This window comes from Stenotrophomonas sp. S39, from assembly GCF_016624665.1.
Taxonomy (GTDB): domain Bacteria; phylum Pseudomonadota; class Gammaproteobacteria; order Xanthomonadales; family Xanthomonadaceae; genus Stenotrophomonas.
This window is the reverse complement of sequence record NZ_JACVTT010000004.1, coordinates 1-18,089: the sequence shown is the minus strand read 5'-3', so window position 1 is coordinate 18,089 and position 18,089 is coordinate 1. Positions and strand designations below refer to the sequence as shown.

Sequence of the window (18,089 nt, the reverse complement as noted above, 5' to 3'; positions counted from 1 at the left end):
GCCCCGACATGAAAATGAAGGGGAGCCGGGGATGGCACTACTGGTATGGCAGGACGATCTGAACATCGGCATCGATGTGATCGATCAGCAACATCGGCGCATCGTGGAGATGCTCAACCATCTGCACGTGGCGCAGGCCGGGCTGCAGACGGCAGTGGTGGCCGAGGTGATCGACGAAGTGGTGGACTACACCATGTCCCACTTCGCGTTCGAGGAAGAGTTGATGGAGGAAGCGGGCTACCCGTTCTGTGCCGCGCACAAGCGCGTGCATGAGATCTTCATCAAGCGCGTGGCCGAGTACCGGCTGCGCTTCAAGGCGGGCGAGGACATCACCGACGAGCTGCGCACGATGCTCTCGCGCTGGCTGTTCAACCATATCCGCGGCGATGACCAGGCCTACGCCGAACAGGTCAAGGCGCACCTGAACCAGTTCGCACGCGAGCACCAGAGCGGCGGCTGGCTGGGCCGCACGCTCAAGCGTGTCTTTGGTTGAGCTGGGCGCGCCGCTGCAGTGCCAGCAGCGCACACAACGTGGCCACCGCGGTCAGGCACAGGTAGTAGCCGACCGCGACCAGGCCGAAGCGTTCGGCCAGCCACGTGGCCAGGTAAGGCGCCGGGGCCGCACCCAGGATGCCGGCCAGATTGAACGACAGTGAGGCGCCGGTGTAGCGCACTTCCACCGGGTAGATCTCGGCCAGGAAGGTGCCGCACGGGCCGTAGGTCAGGCCCATCAGGAACAGGCCCAGGCACAGGAAAGTGAACACCAGCCACGGGCTGTGCGCCTGGAACAGCGGCGCGAACAGCACGCCGAAGCCGAGGATCAGCAGGCTGGCGAACACCATCGTGCGGCGCGTGCCCCAGCGGTCGCCGTAGCGCGCCGACAGCGGGATGCCCGCCGCGAAGAACAGCATCGCGCCCATCTGCATCAGCAGGAACTGCTCGCGGCTGTAGCCCAGCACTGCCGTACCGTGGCCCAGGCTGAACACCGTCATCAGGTAGAACAGCACGAAGGTGGCGAACGCACCCAGCGTGCCCAGCAGCATGGGCAGCCAGTGGTCACGCAGCACCGTCCACATCGGCAACCGCACCGGTGCCTTGCGCTCCAGCGCCTGCTGGAAATCGGGGGTCTCGTGGATGTTCAGGCGCACCCACAGGCCCAGGCCGACCAGCAGTGCGCTGGCCACGAACGGAATGCGCCAGCCCCACTGCAGGAAATCCTGCTGACCCAGGCAGCGGCCCAGCAGCAGGAAGATGCCGGCCGACAGCAGGAAGCCCAACGGCGCGCCCAGCTGCGGGAACATGCCGTACCAGGCGCGCTTGCCCGGCGGCGCGTTCTCGGTGGCCAGCAGCACCGCCCCACCCCATTCCCCGCCCAGGCCGAGCCCCTGGCCGAAGCGGCACAGTGCCAGCAGTGCCGGCGCCCACAGCCCGATCTGCGCGTGCGTCGGCAGCAGGCCGATGGCCACGGTGGACAGGCCCATGGTCAGCAGCGCCGCCACCAGCGTGGCCTTGCGGCCGATGCGGTCGCCGAAGTGGCCGAATACCGCCGAGCCCACAGGGCGCGCGATGAAGGCCACCGCGAACGTCGCCAGCGATTGCAGCAGGGCCGCCTTGTCGCTGCTTTCCGGGAAGAACAGGTGCGGGAACACCAGCACCGCCGCGGTGGCGTAGATGTAGAAATCGAAGAACTCGATGGTGGTGCCGATGAGGCTGGCCAGCAGGACACGGCTGGGGGAATTCACGGGCGGCGCGGCAGCGGTGATCGAGGACATCGGCAAGGCGTGGAAGGTGGATCGACCGATTCTGCCACGCGCGGGCGGCCGGACGGGACGATGGTTACAGGCGACACCGATGCCAACGGAATTTTTCCGTGCAGTGGTTACGCTGCGCCACCGGTCCCTGCATGGATGCTTGCCGATGGCCCCTGTGGTTGCGTTGCGCTGGTCCGACTCACCGCTGCTGCCGCGCACGGTGGCCTGCCTGTTCGTGGTGCTGCTGCATGCCCTGCTGGGCGCGTGGCTGTGGCAGGGTAGCCATCCCGGCACGGTGCCCGGCGATGATGAACGGATCAGCCTGCGTTGGCTGCCGGCATTGCCGCAACCAATCCCGCCCCGCGACGTGCCCGCCGAGGTATCGGCGGCACCGACGCCTGCCCGCCCCGCGCGGCGGCTCGCGCCTGTACCGCTGCCGCCGGCAGGTGTGGAAAGCGACAGCACGCCGACACAGGCACCTCTCATGCTGGGCCTGCCGGCCGGCAGCATCGATGGCGGTGATGGCATCACGGCGGCGGGCGTGGCGCCACGCCTGACCGGCCGCCGCGAAGTGCACCCGGCCTTTGCGCCGCGACGGAACTACTTTCGCATCCGCAGGACGATGACGCCCGAACAGATCGTGCACGGCGTGGCACAGCTGCTGGGCCTGTGGCCGCCGGGGTATATCGTCGACCCGTGCCAGCTGGGGAAGCAGGACATGGACTATTTCCAGGGTGCGGTGGAGGAGATGGACCGGCAGGCGCTGCGTGATGCGGTGCTGGTGGTGAGCGCGCGGTGCCCGTAGAGTCGAGCTTGCTCGACTGCCTTCCGCGAAGCGCAGCCGAGCATGGCTCGGCTCTACAGAAGACCGAAGCGCAGCCGAGCATGGCTCGGCTCTACAGAAGATCGAACGGCAGCCGAGCATGGCTCGGCTCTACAGAAGACCGAAGCGCCGCCAAGCATGGCTATGCCGGTCGTCCTGACCGGCACCCTTCGGGCCGTCGCCATGGGCGACGTTGGCAGCGGCTCCTGCCGCTGCCTTCTGCTCTACAGGAAGCCGGTAGCGCCGGGCCATGCCCGGCGGCGCGACGCTACAACTGGATCCACGTCGCCTTGATCTCGCTGTACTTGTCGAACGCGTGCAGCGATTTGTCGCGACCATTGCCCGACTGCTTGTAGCCACCAAACGGCGCGGTCATGTCACCGCCATCCCAGCCGTTCACCCACACGCTGCCCGCGCGCAGCTGCCGCGACACGCGGTGCGCGCGGCCCAGGTCGCGCGTCCACAGGCCGGCCGCCAGCCCGTATCGGCTGTCGTTGGCCAGCCGCACCGCCTCGGCTTCACTGTCAAACCCAAGCACCGCCAGCACGGGTCCGAACACTTCTTCGCGGGCCAGCGCCTGCTCCGGCCGCACCTGGTCGAACACGGTGGGCTGCACATAACAGCCGCCGGCTTCCACCTCGGCGCGCTGCCCGCCCAGCAGCAGGCGTGCACCGTCGCCTTCGGCGCGGGCAATATCGGCCAGCACCTTGTCCATGTGCGCGGCATCGACCAGCGCCCCCATCGGCGCATCGGCATCCAGCGGATGGCGCGGTTGCATGCGCCGGCCATAGGCCACCACCTGGTGTACGAAATCGTCACGGATCGAACGCTCCACCAGCAGCCGCGAACCGGCCGTGCAGACCTCGCCCTGGTTGAAGAAGATGCCCTGCGCCACGCCCTTGGCTGCCGCATCCAGATCCGGCGCATCGGCAAACACCAGGTGCGGGCTCTTGCCGCCGCACTCGAGCCAGACCCGCTTCAGGTTGGAACGGCCGGCGTACTGCAGCAGCTTCGCGCCGGTGGCGGTGGAGCCGGTGAAGGCCAGCACGTCCACGTCCATGTGCAGCGCCAGCGGTTCGCCCACGTACATGCCCTGCCCGGGCAGCACGTTGAGCACGCCGTCGGGCAACCCGGCTTCGGCGGCCAGTGCGGCCAGCCGCAGCGCGCTCAGCGGTGAGCGCTCCGACGGCTTGAGCACCACCGAATTGCCCATCGCCAGCGCCGGCGCGATTTTCCAGCAGGCCATCAGCAGCGGGAAATTCCACGGCACGATGGCCGCCACCACGCCAGCCGGCTCGCGACTGACCAGGCCCAGTTCGTGCGGGCCGGTCGGTGCGATATCGCCATACAGCTTGTCCACTGCCTCTGCGGTCCAGCGCAGGCAACGCACCACGCCGGGCAGGTCGACGCGCCGCGCATCGCGCACCGGCTTGCCCATGTCCAGGGTTTCCAGCAGGGCCAGTTCATCGGCATGGTGTTCCACCAGCGCGGCCAGTGCCAGCAGCACGCGCTTGCGCTGCGCCGGGCTGGCCTGCGACCAGTGCCCGGCATCGAAGGCACGACGCGCCCCTGCCACCGCGCGCTCCACGTCCTGCGCATCGCAGTCGGCCACCTGGCCGAGCACGCGGCCATCAATGGGACTGATGCAGTCGAAACGGGCGCCGCTGGCCGCGTCCACGTAGCGGCCATCGATGAAGGCCTGCGTGGGAATGGCCAGCTGGCCAGCCAGCGTCTGCCAGTGGGTGCGGTCGGGGAAGTCAGCCATGTCCGGCTCCAGGCAGCGATTGCCCCGTTTATACCGCCGCGGCCGTGATGCGGCCGTTCTCCTGCGGCACTGTCACCGCGATGACGCGGCTGCGCTACAGTCGCTGCATCGGAACCGACGGAGGCGGCATGAAGAACCCCGCGATCGACCCGCATGCGCTGGCCACCCAGCGTCCCGATTCACTGGACGCGTACTGGATGCCGTTCACCGCCAACCGCCAGTACAAGGGCGCCCCCCGCATGCTGGTGCGCGCCGAAGGCATGCACTACGAGGACATCGACGGCCGCAGCATCCTCGACGGCGCCGCCGGCCTGTGGTGCTGCAACGCCGGCCACGCGCGCCCGCGCATCGTCCAGGCCATCGCCGAACAGGCGGCCACCCTGGATTATTCGCCTGCCTTCCAGATGGGCTCACCACCGGCCTTCGCCCTGGCCCAGCGGCTGGCTGCGCTGGCACCGGCCGGGCTCAACCATGTGTTCTTCACCAGCTCCGGCTCGGAGGCGGTGGATACCGCGATGAAGATCGTGCTCGCCCACCATCGCCTGCGCGGCGAGGGCCAGCGCACCCGCTTCATCAGCCGCGAGAAGGCCTACCACGGGGTGGGCTTCGGCGGCATGGCGCTGGGCGGGTTGCCCAACAACCGCAGGCAGTTCGGCCTGCAGCTGGGCGGCGTGGACTTCCTGCGCCACACCCTGGACCTGGAGCGCAACGCGTTCAGCAAGGGCCTGCCGCGCCACGGCGCGGAGCTGGCCGACGACCTCGAGCGGCTGATCGCCCTGCACGATGCGTCGACCATTGCCGCCGTGTTCGTCGAGCCGGTGGCCGGCTCGGCCGGGGTGATCCTGCCCGCCCCCGGCTATCTGCAGCGGCTGCGCGAGATCTGCGACCAGCACGGCATCCTGCTGGTGTTCGACGAGGTCATCACCGGCTTCGGCCGGGTGGGCATGCCCTTCGCCGCACAGCGCTTCGGGGTCACCCCGGACCTGCTGACCTTCGCCAAGGGCGTCAGCAACGGTGCCGTGCCGCTGGGCGGCGTGCTGGTTGGCGATGCGGTGCATGCCAGCTTCATGCAGGGCCCGGCGCAGGCCATCGAACTGTTCCATGGCTATACCTATTCGGGCCACCCGCTGGCCTGCGCGGCCGCACTGGCCACCCTGGACATCCACGCCGAGGAGCGCCTGTTCGAGCGTGCCATCGAGCTGGGCGAGTACTGGCAGGAGCGCCTGCATGCCCTGCAGGGCCTGCCGAACGTGGTGGACATCCGCAACTTCGGCCTGGTCGGCGCGGTCGAGCTGGCGCCGCGCAGGGATGCCGCCGGTGCCCGTGGCTACGAGGTGTACCGGCGCTGCTTCCACGACGGGCGGCTGCTGGTGCGCTGCACCGGTGACATCATTGCCCTGTCGCCGCCGCTGATCGTGGACAAGGCACAGATCGACCAGATCACCGGCACCCTGGGCGAGATGATCCGGGCCACCGCCTGAGGCCGGGCCGGCAGCGGCGAGCGGGTACAATGGTCGGTTCCGCTCCTGACTGTTGCCGTGCCCATGGACATCGTCGTCAAAGAAGAACTGAAGGCCTACATCGACCCGCTGACCGCGGACGAACACGACGCGCTGGAGCGCAGCATCCTGGCCGAGGGCTGCCGCGACGCGCTGGTGCTGTGGGGCGATGTACTGGTGGACGGCCACAACCGCTTCGGCATCTGCCAGAAGCACGGCCTGCCGTTCAACACCGTGCAGAACACCCGCTTCCAGAGCATGGAAGACGTGCACCTGTGGATGATCGAGCAGCACCTGGGCCGCCGCAGCGTGTCCGACTTCCAGCGCGGCGTGCTGGCCCTGCGCAAGCGCGACATCCTGTCTGCGCGCAAGCAGGTGGAACAGGCGCAGCTGCAGCGTGAGAGCGACGGTACCGCCGATCCGGCCGACGACGCGGGCGAAGACAGCCCGCCGTGGGAACCGGCACCGAAGGTCAGCCGCGCCGAGCTGGCCCGTGAGGCCAAGCTGAGCACCAGCCAGGTGGGCATGATCGAGCGTATCCACGCCCAGGCCGCGGCCGAGGTCGTGGAAGCGGTGAAGGCCGGCGTGATCTCGATCAGCGCCGCCGCCGCCGTGGCCGACCTGCCGGAAGAAGAGCAGCGTGCGGCTGCCGCCGGTGGCAAGGACGAACTGAAGCAGGCCGCCAAGCGCGTGCGCGACGCCAAGCGCAAGCCTCGCGCGCCGAAGCCTGAAGCGGCCGAGATGGATTTCGAGGAGCCGAGCGAGGGCGAGGTCGCCAGCCGCGATGCCGAAGTGCTGTCCGCACTGGAGCAGCTGGGCGAGGACGCCCCGGCGCTGCGTCGCCGCGTGGTGGCCCTGACCCGCGAGAACGACACCCTGCGCGCGCAGCTGGCCGCGCTGCGCAGGCAGCTCGAGGCGCTGTAACCACACCGCCTGGCATGGCCCGGCGCTACCGATAGGAATTCGCGCCGCTGTAGAGCCGAGCCCGCGCTCGGCTGCCGTGCACCGCAGCAGAAGCAGCCGAGCGTGGGCTCGGCTCTACAGATCAGCGTCACCGTGCGGCAGGTAGACTCTCCCCATGACGTCTGCCATCGATCCGCGCCGCGCGCAGCTGCGCCGCCTGAAAGCCATCGCCCTCGGCCTGCTGGTGTTGATGCTGGCCGGGTTTGCGGTCAGCCACTGGCAAGGCGAACGCGGCGCCTGGGCCTGGGTGTCGGCCTTCTGCGAGGCCGCTGCGGTCGGCGCGCTGGCCGACTGGTTCGCGGTGGTGGCGCTGTTCCGGCGGCCAATGGGCCTGCCCATTCCACATACCGCGATCATCCCGCGCAGCAAGGAACGCATCGGCGACAGCCTGGCCGTGTTCGTGCGTGACCAGTTCCTTGAGCCCGGCGTACTGCTGGCCAAGCTGCAGGTGTTCGACCCCGCCAGCCGCCTTGGAAGCTGGCTGGCCGATCCGGCGCGTTCGCGGATGCTGGCTGACATGGCCCGCGGCTGGGCGCTGCAGGCATTGGATTTCTTCGACGAAGGCGCCGTGCGCCGGCAGCTGCACAGTTTCGTGGTGCAGCAGTTGCGGCAGTGGAACGCTGCGTCCACCGCCGGCGAACTGCTGGCGCTGCTGACCGCCGATGGCCGCCACCAGCGCGTGCTGGACGAGGGCCTGCAGCGGCTTGGCCGCTGGCTCGAGCAGCCGGAAGTGAAGGAGCGCGCCTCGCAGTTGATCGTGCGCTACATCCAGCGCGAGTGGCCGACGCTGTCGAGCACGGTGAACTGGGTGAAGCCGATCGACGAAATCGGTGACAGCCTGGCCGCGCGGCTGGCGCGGGCGGTGCTGGAGGAACTGCAGCAGGTGCTGGCCGAACCGCAGCATCCGTTGCGGCAGGATTACGAGACCTGGCTGGGCAACTACGTGCAGCGCCTGCGCGAAGACCCGGCGCTGGCCGAACGCATCGAGCAGCTGAAGCAGGAAATGATCGACCACCCGGCCCTGCAGGAGTACGTGCAGGGGCTGTGGGCGCGCATCCATGCCAGCCTGCGCGCTGACCTGCAGCGCGAGGATTCGGCGCTGGTCGGCCACCTGCAGCGCAGCCTGGCGTCGCTGGGTGCGACGCTGCGGGCCGATCCGGCGCTGCGCGATGCCCTCAACCAGCATCTGCTGGAGGGCGCGCAACGGCTGACCGAACGCCTGCGGGAGGGCGTGACCACGCATATCGCGCAGACGGTGAAGGGCTGGGACGAGCGGCACCTGGTGGAGCAGCTGGAACTGAGCGTGGGGCGTGACCTGCAGTTCATCCGGTTCAACGGCACGCTGGTGGGTGGGTTGATCGGGCTGCTGCTGCATGCGGCGACGGTGGTGTTCAGGTTCTGAGTGGGTTTTCCGGCAGGGCTGCGCCCTGGGTACGCGCCATCGCATGCGCGCTGCCGCTCCCACGATTCGCTACGCGAACCGCGGGCCCCACTTACCAGCTCCCAAACCCCCGCCGCTTCGCGGCTGCCCCCTGACTCAGGGGGCTCTGCCCCAGACGCGATGCATGCCTTTGACGGTGACGGATCCCGCCGCCGCTGGTGGGTGCCGACCGTTGATCGGCACGGGGCCGGATCCCGTTGTTGCGCGACCGGGGTCACACTCCTTATGCTCCCGCGCCATGCGGGCCAGGGTGGCCCGTGGGGGGATCCATGCGAAGGATATGGGTGTTGCTGCCACTGCTGGCGGCGGCCGCTGATGCGTGCGCGCAGCGTGTGTACAAGTGCAACGACGTTGGCCGTACCGTCTACCAGACCGTGCCGTGCCCGAGTGGGCAGGACACGGGCGTGACGCGGCCGATCGTGCGTGATCCCAAGCTGAGCTGGCAGGAATCGGAACGGGTGGACCGCGAGCTGCGCGATGCACGTCGCCAGCTGCAGGCCAACGCCGGCCGCAGTGCGCCGCAGGGCACTGGCGCCGTAATCGAGGCCGCCAGCAACGCCGAAGCCTGCGACAAGGCCCGCACGCGCCGGGAAATGGCCGAGTGGTTCGGCACGCGCACGCCGCAACGGCAACTCAACGACGAGGTCACCCGCGCCTGCGCATCGCGCTGAAGGCTGGGGCACCTGCCCCGGACAGGCCGTGCTTGATTAACGAAATGCGAATGCCTATCATTTACTGATCGGTTGTACGCTCAGCCACCTGGCGCCCCCACCGCGCTTCCGCCCGTGTACATCCCCGGCTCCTCGTGCGCCGACGGCCCTGGCCGTCAGCGCGTGGCGATGGGAGATGCCTCGGGTCGCGCGAATCCGCGCAGGCGCCCGCACGCATGGTTTCCATCGCTGATGTTTTTCTCCTGCATGGAATCGCACTGTATGGCCCGACCGAACATTCCCGCCGTTTCACCCTTGGCGCTGGCCCTGGCCACGCTGTTGTGTGCCCCGCTGGCCCACGCCGATGCACCGTCCGCTGCCGATGCACGCACGCTGGACACGGTGAAGGTGACCGCCGACGGCGAGATCCAGAACGGCTACACGGTGAAGAACACCCGCAGCGCGACCAAGCTGGACCTGTCGCTGCGCGAGACGCCGCAATCGGTCACCGTCATCACCCGCCAGCGCCTGGATGACATGGGCCTGTTCTCGCTGTCCGATGTGATGGGCCAGGTGACCGGCGTGCATGTGGCAGTCACCGACAGCGAGCGCATCAACTATGTGTCGCGCGGCTACAACATCACCAATTTCCAGATCGACGGCATGCTCAACACCTTCGGTGGGTCGATCAAGACCAACACCGACAACGTGATCTACGAGCGCATCGAAGTGATCCGCGGTGCCACCGGCCTGACCACGGGTGCCGGCGATCCGTCGGGCACCATCAGCATGGTGCGCAAGCGCCCGACCGACACCTTCCAGATGGGCGCCAACCTGACCCTGGGCCGCTGGGGCAACCAGCGCCTGGAAGCCGACCTGGGCGGCCCGATCGCCTGGGACGGCCGCATCCGCGCGCGCGTGGTCGCCGCCAAGCAGCAGAGCGATTCGTTCCGCGATGTCTACAAGCTCGACAAGGATGTGTTCTACGGCATCGTCCAGGCCGACCTGACCGACAGCACGCTGTTCGAAGTGGGCTATGAGTATCAGTCGCCGCACACCACCGGCGTGACCTGGGGCGTGGTGCCGTACTGGGGCCCGGATGGGACGCCGGCCAACCTGCCGCGCTCGACCAACCTGTCTGCGTCCTGGAGCAGCTGGCCGATCGTGGAAAAGACCACCTTCGCGCGGCTGGAACAGCAGCTGGGCAGCCACTGGTCGGTGAAGGCCGCGATCAGCCGCGCCAAGCGCAACACCGATGGCGCGGTCTGGTATGGCGCGCAGGGCTACCCGCGTGCCGATGGCACCGGCGTGCTCGCCTACATCGGCAACTTCGTGGAAGACAGCACGATGGATGTGGTGGACGTCAACGCCACCGGCAGCTTCGACCTGTTCGGCCACACCCAGGAAGTGGTGTTCGGCGCGGGCCAATCGCTGCGCAAGGGCGAGTATCCCGCGGCCTCCATCGATCCGTACCCCGCCAGTTACGCCCAGGTTCCCGACTGGCGCCACTGGACCGGCGATGTCGCGCCGCTGTCGGTGACCCGCCCGGGCTACCTCGGTTCGCAGGATGAGCTGCGCCAGCAGGCGGCCTACGTGGCCACCCGCCTGCGCCTGGCCGATCCGCTGCTGGTCGTGGCCGGCGTGCGCTACGGCAACTGGGAAACCAAGACCTGGCGCTACAGCTACGACAGCAGCGGCAACCGCACGGGCACCACGCGCACCGGCTACAAGCCCAAGGACCAGACCACGCCGTACGCCGGCGTGGTGTACGACTTCAACCGCGTGCTCAGCGCGTATGCCAGCTACACCGACATCTTTGCGCCGCAGAACTATCGCGACAGGAACGGCAGCTACCTGGAGCCGGTGGTCGGCAAGATGTACGAAGGCGGCCTGAAGGCCGAGTTCTTCGGCGGCCTGCTGAACGCCTCGGCGGCGATCTTCGAAGGCGAGAAGGACAACGTGGCCGAGGTCGATGATTCGGTGCCGCCGAACTCGCTTCCGGATGGCACCCAGGCCTACCGCTCCACCGGCAAGGGCAACAAGGTGCACGGCTGGGAAGTGGAAGCACAGGGCAGCCTGGGTGAAAGCTGGAACCTGTCGACCGGCTTTGCCCATGCCGTCAGCCGCAGCCAGGCCGGTGTGCTGCAGAACACCCCTACCCCGCAGGACACCTTCCGCCTCAACGCCAGCTGGCGCCCCGGCGGCATCGATGGCCGCTTCTGGCTGGGTGGCGGTGCCACCTGGCAGAGCCGCATCTGGCGCACCAGCACCAAGGCCGATGGCAGCAGGGCCGACATCACCCAGGACGCGTTCTACCTGCTGAACCTGGCCGCCGGCTACCGCTTCAACGAGAACTTCAGCGCGCAGTTGAACGTCAACAACCTGCTGGACAAGAAGTACTACAACAACGTCGGTTTCTACAACGGCGTGTACTGGGGCGAACCGCGCAACGTCAGCGTGACGCTGCGCTGGAAGCTCTGATGCCCTGATGGATGGCGCCGGTTCTGCGACCGGTGCCCGGCCACGGATGGCCAACCCCGGCGCGCTTCGGTGCGCCGGCCTTTCTTCCAACACACCTGCAGGACCGCCGTGGACCGCTCGCCCGAACTTGCCAGCTCCCGCCTCAGCACCTTCTTCGCCAGCGAACGCTGGGGAGTGCTGTCCCGTTCCCTGGCCGCGATCTTCGGTGGTTACGCGCTGGCCTCCATGACCAGCGTGTTCTGCGCCGTGGCCCTGCCCGCCGCGCGCGGCCAGGCCGTGCTGACCGGCATGCTGCTGGCCATCGTGGTCGCCGCCTGCGCCGCGCTGTGGGCCTTCGCCACGCGCAGCGCACTGCGCGCCTGGGTCGGCATCGTCGGCCCCACCCTGCTGCTGGCCGCCGCATCGCGCCTGCTGGGGGCCTGGGCATGAAGAACGGATTCCGCCAGTCGATGGCCTGGCTGCACACCTGGACCGGCCTGCTGGTCGGCTGGCTGCTGCTGCTGATCTTCATGGCCGGCACGGCCAGCTACTACCGCGAAGAGATCAGCCGCTGGATGCGCCCGGAGCTGCCCAGCGCCAAGGTCAGCACCGACGTGGCCGCGCAGCGCGCGATCGACTTCCTGCAGGACAAGGCCGGCAATGCCGAGATGTGGTACGTGACGCTCCCGCAGCCGCGCAACCCGGCCATGAGCACGTTCTGGCGCGTACCGGCCGACCAGGCCGATCCCTCCAAGGGCCGGCGCGGTGCGTTCGGCGATGCCACCCTGGACCCCAACACCGGCGGCGAACTGAAGGCGCGCGACACCCGTGGCGGTGACTTCTTCTACCGCCTGCATTTCGACCTGCACTACATCCCGGTGTACTGGGCGCGCTACCTGGTGGGCTTCTGCGCGATGTTCATGCTGGTGGCGATCATCACCGGCGTCATTACCCACAAGAAAATCTTCAAGGACTTCTTCACCTTCCGCAAGGACAAGGGCCTGCGTTCGTGGCTGGATTTCCACAACGTCAGCGCGGTGATGGCCCTGCCCTACCACGCGATGATCACCTACACCGGCATCGTCACCCTGATGATCATGTACCTGCCGTGGGGGGTGAAGGTGGCCTACCCGCAGGACGAGGACAAGTTCTTTGCCGAGGCCTTCGGTGGCATGCCCGAAGTGAGCGCGCCGGCCGAGGGCCGCGCGGCACCGCTGCCGATCGCGCAGCTGCTGGACAGCGCGCGCGCGCACTGGAAGGGCGTGGAAGTGGCCGGCTTCACCGTCACCAACCCGGGCGCCGCCAACGCGGTCATCGACATCCGCCAGCACGACGGCAAGCGCCTGTCCACCGACACCCCGGCGCTGCGCTATGACATGACCAGTGGCGCCCTGCTGGAAGAGAGCCCGCCCTCCGGCGGCGCCACCGCCACCCGTGGCGTGATGTACGGCCTGCACCTTGCCCGCTTCGCCGATTGGGGCCTGCGCGCGTTGTTCTTCCTGTCCGGCCTGACCGGCTGCCTGATGGTGGCCAGCGGCGTGGTGCTGTGGGCGGTGAAGGAACGGCCCAAGCATGCCAAGAGCGGGCGCATCGGCTTCGGCCTGCGCCTGGTGGATGCGCTCAACATCGGTGCCGTGGCCGGCCTGCCGATCGCGTTTGCTGCCTACTTCTGGGGCAACCGCCTGCTGCCGCTGGAGATGGCCGAGCGCTCGAACGCCGAGGCCAACGTGTTCTTCTACGCCTGGGGTGCGGCCCTGCTGGCCGCCTTCCTCTGGCCCAAGCGGATGATGTGGGCGTGGCAGTTGTATATCGGCGCGGCCGCGTTCGCGCTGGTGCCGGTGGTCAATGCCCTGACCACCCACGCGCACCTGGGCGTGACGCTGGTCAACGGTGACTGGGTGCTGGCCGGCTTTGACCTGTCGATGCTGGCCTTCGGCGCAATGCTGGCGATGTGCGGCTGGCGCATGCAGCGCTGGACGCCGCCGCTGAGCGCGGCCGAGAAAAAGAAGCGCGCGGCTGCCGCCGCTGCAGCAGCCAAGGCACCGGCTGCGCCTGCGGCAACCGAAGCGGAGGCCAGCGCATGATGCTGCTGGCCCTGACACTGTCCTTCTCCGCGTTCACCGCGCTGTCGCTGGCGATGGAAAAGCACCAGCAGGACCTGCACGGCAAGGCGGCGGCCACGCCGGCACGGCGCACGCAGTGGCGCGTGCTGGGCTGGGCCCTGCTGACGGTCGCGTTCGCGCTGTGCGTGGTCGACCACGGCTGGGCAATGGGCCCGGTGCTGTGGCTGGGTGCGCTGACCCTGGCCGGGGTGCCGCTGGCGTTCGGCCTGTACCCGTACCGCCCGGCGTGGATCGCACCGTTGGCGGTTGTGCTGCCGCTGGCCGGGCTGGTCGTGGCGTTGCTGTAGCCGCCATCCACGCATGGCGTGGATCTACCATGGGCATGGCCCGGCGCTACCGGGGTCGGATCCCTTGCGCGCCGCGCAAGGGCTCTGACCCCATCCAGGCACCGCGCATCCATGCACCGCGTAGGTCCACGCCGGGCATGGCCCGGCGCTACCGGCCTACAATTCCCTGCATGGAATCAACTGCGCTGCTGCAACGGATCGCTGGAATCCGCTTCTTCTCCCGCCTGGGCGAGCCACTGCCCGCGGCTGCGGGGGTTGCGTCCGTTGGGTCATTGGCCGAAGCGCTGCAGGCCATGGAAACTGACGACTTCGAGTGGATGCCCAGCGTGCTGGGCGACCCGGATCCGTTCCATGGCGCATTGCCGCGCCCCGCCGAGCTGGCCGAACCCCGCCGCGAACTCAACCGCACCCTGATGCGCGTGCTGTCCGCCGTCGATCTGCCGGCCCTGCGCTGCGGTGCACATGACCTGCATCTGGTTGCGCGCGATACGGCGATGTTCGCCGCGCGGCAGCGGTTGCTGGAAGTACACCTCGGCCTGCCGGCGCACTGGGAACCGGTGATCGCGCTGTACGAACAGGGGCATTGGCCGTTGGCCCATGCCCCGGGTCGGTTGCTGGTGCTGTAGGGCCATCCACGCATGGCGTGGATCTACCAGCGCCGCGCACGCCGGGCATGGCCCGGCGCTACCGGTCAGCCCAGGCGCTTCAGTTCCCACGCACGGTGGATGCGCGCGTTGCGCTCGAAGTCCGGGCCGATGGTGCGTGCGGTGATCTCGCGGCACTGGGCGAACTCGGCGATGGCGTTCTCTTCCAGCTTGAAGCGGCGGAAGTTGTTGGAGAAGTAGAGCACGCCGCCCGGCGCCAGGCGCGCCACGGCGGCACGCAGCATCTTCAGCTGCTCGCGCTGTACGTCGAAGTCATCGGCGCGGGCCGAGTTCGAGAACGTCGGCGGATCGCAGAAGATCACGTCGTACTGGCCGCGGTCGCCTTCCAGCCACGCCATCGCATCGGCCTGCACCAGCAGATGCTGGTTGCCGCCCTGCCCGTTCAGCGCCAGGTTGTCGTAGCACCACTGCAGGTAGGTGGCCGACAGATCGACGCTGGTGGTGCTGGCCGCACCGGCCACCGCCGCCTGCACGCTGGCCACGCCGGTGTAGCAGAACAGGTTGAGGAAGCGCTTGCCACGCACCTGCTCGGCCATCATCCGACGCAGCGGGCGGTGGTCGAGGAACAGGCCGGTGTCGAGGTAATCGAACAGGTTCACCTGCAGCAGCGCGTTGTTCTCGCGCACCACGATGAACTCGTCGCGCTGTTCGAAGCGGCCGTACTTGCTGCCGCCCTTGCCACGCTCGCGCGACTTCATCGAGACCTGTTCCGGCGGCACGCCGAACACTTCACGCGCGGCCGCCAGCAGTTCGTTGCGGCGGCGGCGCACATCGTTCTCCGGAATCGCGGCCGGCGCGGCGTATTCCTGCACGTGCAGGAAGGTACGGCGCTGGCCACCGTCTTCTTCATAGACGTCGATGGCCGCCGCATATTCCGGCAGGTCGGCATCGTAGGCGCGGAAGCAGGTGATGTCCTCGCGCGCGCGCCAGCTCTTGAACTTCTTCAGGTTCTTGCGCAGGCGGTTGGCCACCATCTGCGCGCCTTCGCTCAGCTCGCGCGGCTGCGCCGGGTCGCGGCCCGGCACGGCGATCGGGTCGCAGACGATCAGCGCGCACTCCAGCGCACCATTGAACATCTGGTACTTCTTGCCCGCGCGCAGGCCGGTGGCGAAGGCCAGTTCATCATTGCCGCACAGCAGGCTGGCGCGCCACTGCGGCACCGCCTTCTGCAGGGCATTGCCCAGCGCGCGGTACAGCGCCGGATCGGCGGCCAGGCGCTCGTCGTACGGCGGGTTGCAGACCACCGCACCGATCTCCTGTTCCGGCGCGGCCAGGTCGGCCACGTCGGCGCGGGTGAAGCGGATGGCGTGGGCCACGCCGGCCACTTCGGCATTCTCGCGGGCGGCCTGGATCGCGGTCGGGTCGATGTCGCTGCCGTGGATGACCGGCTTCAGCGCGGCAAGGCCAGCGGCTTCGCGATCACGTGCTTCGCTCTGGATCGCCTTCCAGGCGGCCTTGTCGAAGCCCAGCCAGCGGCTCGGCGGCAGGCTGCCGTGGCGCATCAGGCCCGGGGCGACGTCGGCGGCCATCAGCGCACCTTCGATCAGCAGCGTGCCGCTGCCGCACATCGGGTCCAGCAGGCCACCACCGGCGGCGTGCAGGCGCGGCCACTGCGCGCGCATCAGCAGCGCGGCGGCCAGGTTTTCCTTCAGCGGCGCCTCGTGGGCGGCACCGCGCCAGCCACGGCGGTGCAGCGGGCCGCCGCCGAGGTCGATCGACAGCGAGGCACGGCCCTTGCGCAGCGACAGGTTGACGCGCACGTCCGGCAGGTCGGTGTTGACCGAGGGGCGTTCCAGGCCTTCGTCACGCATGCGGTCAACGATGGCGTCCTTGATCCGCTGCGCCGCGAAGCGGGCATGGGTGATCTTGTCGCCGGACACGTGCGCGTCCACCGCCAGGGTCATTTCCGGCTTGATGTGCTCGTGCCACGGCAGGGCACGCACGCCGTCGTACAGGGCCTGCTCGTCCGGGCACTCGAACTCGTCGATCGGCCACAGCACGCGGCTGGCCAGGCGCGACCACATCACGATCCGCAGTGCCTGCTCCAGCTCGCCGTCGGCATTGACGCCGGCGATGGTAGCGGTGGCCTTGCCAAGGCCCAGGGCCGACAGTTCATCGGCAAGCAGGTATTCCAGGCCCTTGGCGCAGGAGACGAAGAATTTCACGGGATCGGTTCGCAGGTGGTCGGGCGCGGCATGGGGGCCGGGCCAGTCGGAAAGGAGGGCCGTAGTCACGGCCGGCAGGCCCGCGCCGGGGGCGGCGGGGCTGCCATTGTAGTCAAAGCGGGCGGGCGCGCCGTGCGCCCGGGCTTCACAGCTGGCGCAGCAGGCGCTCGAAGGCCTGCGCGGAGGCCTCCACGTGGCGTTCCAGGCGGTGGCCGTCGTCCACCAGCAGCAGCTGTGCCGAGCGCGCCTGCGCCCAGGCGATGACCCCGGCGGCAGGCACCACTTCGTCATGCCAGGCCTGGACCACCGTGGTCGGCACGGCAGCGGCATCCAGCGCCGGCATCGGGCCCATGGTGGTGGGCGGCACCATCAGGAACAGGCCGGCCACCGGTACCTGCAGCGAGGCGATGCCGGAAATGTAGGCCCCCAGGCTGGACCCGGCGAGCACCACCGGCCCCTGTGCGGCGGCAGCGGCAGCGCGCTCGACCAGCCGCTGCAGGCGGGTGCGCACGTCGCCGACGCGGCTGATCTCGCTCATCGCGTCCAGGTCGGTGTAGTCGGGGCGCTCATGGGTCCAGCCCAGGCGCTGCGCGACTTCGGCCAGTGCGGTGACCTTGGTGGCCTCCGGGCCGCTCTCGAAGCCGTGGGACAGGATGCAGTGGCCGCGGCTCATGCATGCGCTCCCAGGGAGCGGTTCAACGTCGATCGGGAAGGCAGGTTCATCCTGCAATGCTAGCATCGCCGGATGCCCACCCCGCTCCTGCCCGGCCTGCAGCTGCAGCCCCTGCCCTACCACGACCGCCTGCCCCTGCGTGACGCCGACAGCCTGCGGATGGTGGTGATCCACTGCACCGAGCTGCCCGACCTGGCCATGGCCCGCGAATACGGCGAGCGCGTGCTGTATGACAGCGGCGCCGGCAACAGCGGCCACTTCTACATCGACCGCGACGGCAGCGTGGTGCAGTACGTGGCACCGGAGCGCATCGCCCACCACGTGCGCGGCATGAACGCCGATACGGTGGGCATCGAGCTGGTCAACACCGGCCGCTACCCGCACTGGTTCGACAGCCGCCACCAGGCGATGGACGAGCCGTACACGGAGGCGCAGCTGCTGGCGCTGGAGGCGCTGCTGCTGGCGCTGGTGGCGCGCTACCCCTCGCTGCAGCGGATTGCCGGGCACGACCAGCTGGACCTGGAACAGGTGCCGGCCAGTGATGATGCGGCGCTGATGGTGGCGCGCAAGCGGGATCCGGGGCCGTTGTTCCCGTGGGCGCGGGTGCTGGCGAAGGTGCCGTTGCAACCGGTGGGGTGAGGGTCTGCAGGGCTGCGCCCTGCACCTGCCGGATCAACGTCAACGTCAACGTCAAAAGCTGGCTCTCCGTGGGATGGCGGGGTGGGTCCGGTGGCGGGGGACGCTGCAAGTACGTCCATGGGGGCTTGGTCGCGGCTTGCTCGTGTGCGCTGTCCTGCGCACACGGCAAGACCGGGGTTGGGCGT

General features: G+C 68.9%; 16 protein-coding genes. 12 read left to right on the top strand and 4 right to left on the bottom strand.

Annotated features, from left to right (window positions below):
* Positions 1–31: 31 nt before the first annotated feature.
* Positions 32–493: a bacteriohemerythrin gene (locus IAE41_RS02670; RefSeq protein ID WP_079221317.1), complete on the top strand. Its 462-nt coding sequence runs from the start codon at positions 32–34 to the stop codon at positions 491–493.
* Here the strand turns inward: IAE41_RS02670 and IAE41_RS02665 are convergent.
* Positions 474–1,772, bottom strand: coding sequence for an MFS transporter (locus IAE41_RS02665; protein WP_079221316.1), 1,299 nt, complete (start codon positions 1,770–1,772; stop codon positions 474–476). The two genes, IAE41_RS02670 and IAE41_RS02665, sit on opposite strands and share 20 nt — an antisense overlap.
* A 145-nt stretch (positions 1,773–1,917) precedes the next feature.
* Between IAE41_RS02665 and IAE41_RS02660 the strand changes: the two genes are divergently transcribed.
* Positions 1,918–2,556, top strand: a complete 639-nt coding sequence (locus IAE41_RS02660; protein ID WP_200731989.1) for a hypothetical protein — start codon at positions 1,918–1,920, stop codon at positions 2,554–2,556.
* Between the two features lie 286 nt (positions 2,557–2,842).
* Here the strand turns inward: IAE41_RS02660 and IAE41_RS02655 are convergent, their stop codons facing one another.
* The gene (locus IAE41_RS02655; RefSeq protein ID WP_200731988.1) at positions 2,843–4,339 is read right to left on the bottom strand and encodes an aldehyde dehydrogenase; all 1,497 of its coding nucleotides are present in this window, start codon (positions 4,337–4,339) and stop codon (positions 2,843–2,845) included.
* Positions 4,340–4,467: 128 nt separating this feature from the next.
* On the opposite strand from IAE41_RS02655, the gene IAE41_RS02650 reads away from it, so the two are divergent.
* The 9 genes from IAE41_RS02650 to IAE41_RS02610 all read left to right on the top strand — a co-directional run bounded on the left by IAE41_RS02650 (position 4,468) and on the right by IAE41_RS02610 (position 14,388).
* A complete protein-coding gene (locus tag IAE41_RS02650) occupies positions 4,468–5,820 on the top strand; it encodes an aspartate aminotransferase family protein (RefSeq protein WP_200731987.1) in 1,353 nt (450 codons plus the stop codon).
* A 63-nt stretch (positions 5,821–5,883) separates the two neighbouring features.
* A complete protein-coding gene (locus IAE41_RS02645; RefSeq protein WP_200731986.1) occupies positions 5,884–6,762 on the top strand; it encodes a plasmid replication/partition related protein in 879 nt (292 codons plus the stop codon).
* Positions 6,763–6,916: 154 nt separating this feature from the next.
* Positions 6,917–8,203 carry a DUF445 family protein gene (locus tag IAE41_RS02640; RefSeq protein WP_200731985.1) on the top strand — a complete coding sequence of 429 codons (1,287 nt, stop codon included), beginning with the start codon at positions 6,917–6,919 and terminating at the stop codon, positions 8,201–8,203.
* Between the two features lie 326 nt (positions 8,204–8,529).
* A complete protein-coding gene (locus tag IAE41_RS02635; protein ID WP_200731984.1) occupies positions 8,530–8,913 on the top strand; it encodes a DUF4124 domain-containing protein in 384 nt (127 codons plus the stop codon).
* Positions 8,914–9,174: 261 nt separating this feature from the next.
* The gene (locus IAE41_RS02630) at positions 9,175–11,373 is read left to right on the top strand and encodes a TonB-dependent siderophore receptor (protein ID WP_200731983.1); all 2,199 of its coding nucleotides are present in this window, start codon (positions 9,175–9,177) and stop codon (positions 11,371–11,373) included.
* A gap of 108 nt (positions 11,374–11,481) precedes the next feature.
* Entirely contained in the window at positions 11,482–11,802 is a 321-nt protein-coding gene (locus tag IAE41_RS02625; protein ID WP_108759651.1) for a DUF3649 domain-containing protein, read from the top strand.
* The gene (locus tag IAE41_RS02620; RefSeq protein WP_200731982.1) at positions 11,799–13,436 is read left to right on the top strand and encodes a PepSY-associated TM helix domain-containing protein; all 1,638 of its coding nucleotides are present in this window, start codon (positions 11,799–11,801) and stop codon (positions 13,434–13,436) included. The genes IAE41_RS02625 and IAE41_RS02620 overlap by 4 nt, the downstream gene beginning before the upstream one ends.
* A complete protein-coding gene (locus IAE41_RS02615) occupies positions 13,433–13,762 on the top strand; it encodes a DUF3325 domain-containing protein (RefSeq protein WP_200731981.1) in 330 nt (109 codons plus the stop codon). Before IAE41_RS02620 ends, IAE41_RS02615 begins: the two co-directional genes overlap by 4 nt.
* 293 nt (positions 13,763–14,055) lie before the next feature.
* Positions 14,056–14,388 (top strand): hypothetical protein, encoded by a 333-nt coding sequence (locus tag IAE41_RS02610; protein ID WP_234458256.1) that lies wholly within the window; start codon positions 14,056–14,058, stop codon positions 14,386–14,388.
* Positions 14,389–14,453: 65 nt separating this feature from the next.
* Here IAE41_RS02610 and rlmKL read toward each other — a convergent pair whose 3' ends face one another.
* Positions 14,454–16,592 (bottom strand): bifunctional 23S rRNA (guanine(2069)-N(7))-methyltransferase RlmK/23S rRNA (guanine(2445)-N(2))-methyltransferase RlmL, encoded by a 2,139-nt coding sequence (rlmKL, locus tag IAE41_RS02605; protein ID WP_108759655.1) that lies wholly within the window; start codon positions 16,590–16,592, stop codon positions 14,454–14,456.
* Between the two features lie 145 nt (positions 16,593–16,737).
* Positions 16,738–17,265 carry a hypothetical protein gene (locus IAE41_RS02600; protein WP_079221303.1) on the bottom strand — a complete coding sequence of 176 codons (528 nt, stop codon included), beginning with the start codon at positions 17,263–17,265 and terminating at the stop codon, positions 16,738–16,740.
* Positions 17,266–17,337: 72 nt separating this feature from the next.
* On the opposite strand from IAE41_RS02600, the gene IAE41_RS02595 reads away from it, so the two are divergent.
* The gene (locus tag IAE41_RS02595) at positions 17,338–17,904 is read left to right on the top strand and encodes an N-acetylmuramoyl-L-alanine amidase (RefSeq protein ID WP_200731979.1); all 567 of its coding nucleotides are present in this window, start codon (positions 17,338–17,340) and stop codon (positions 17,902–17,904) included.
* The last annotated feature ends 185 nt before the right edge of the window (positions 17,905–18,089 follow it).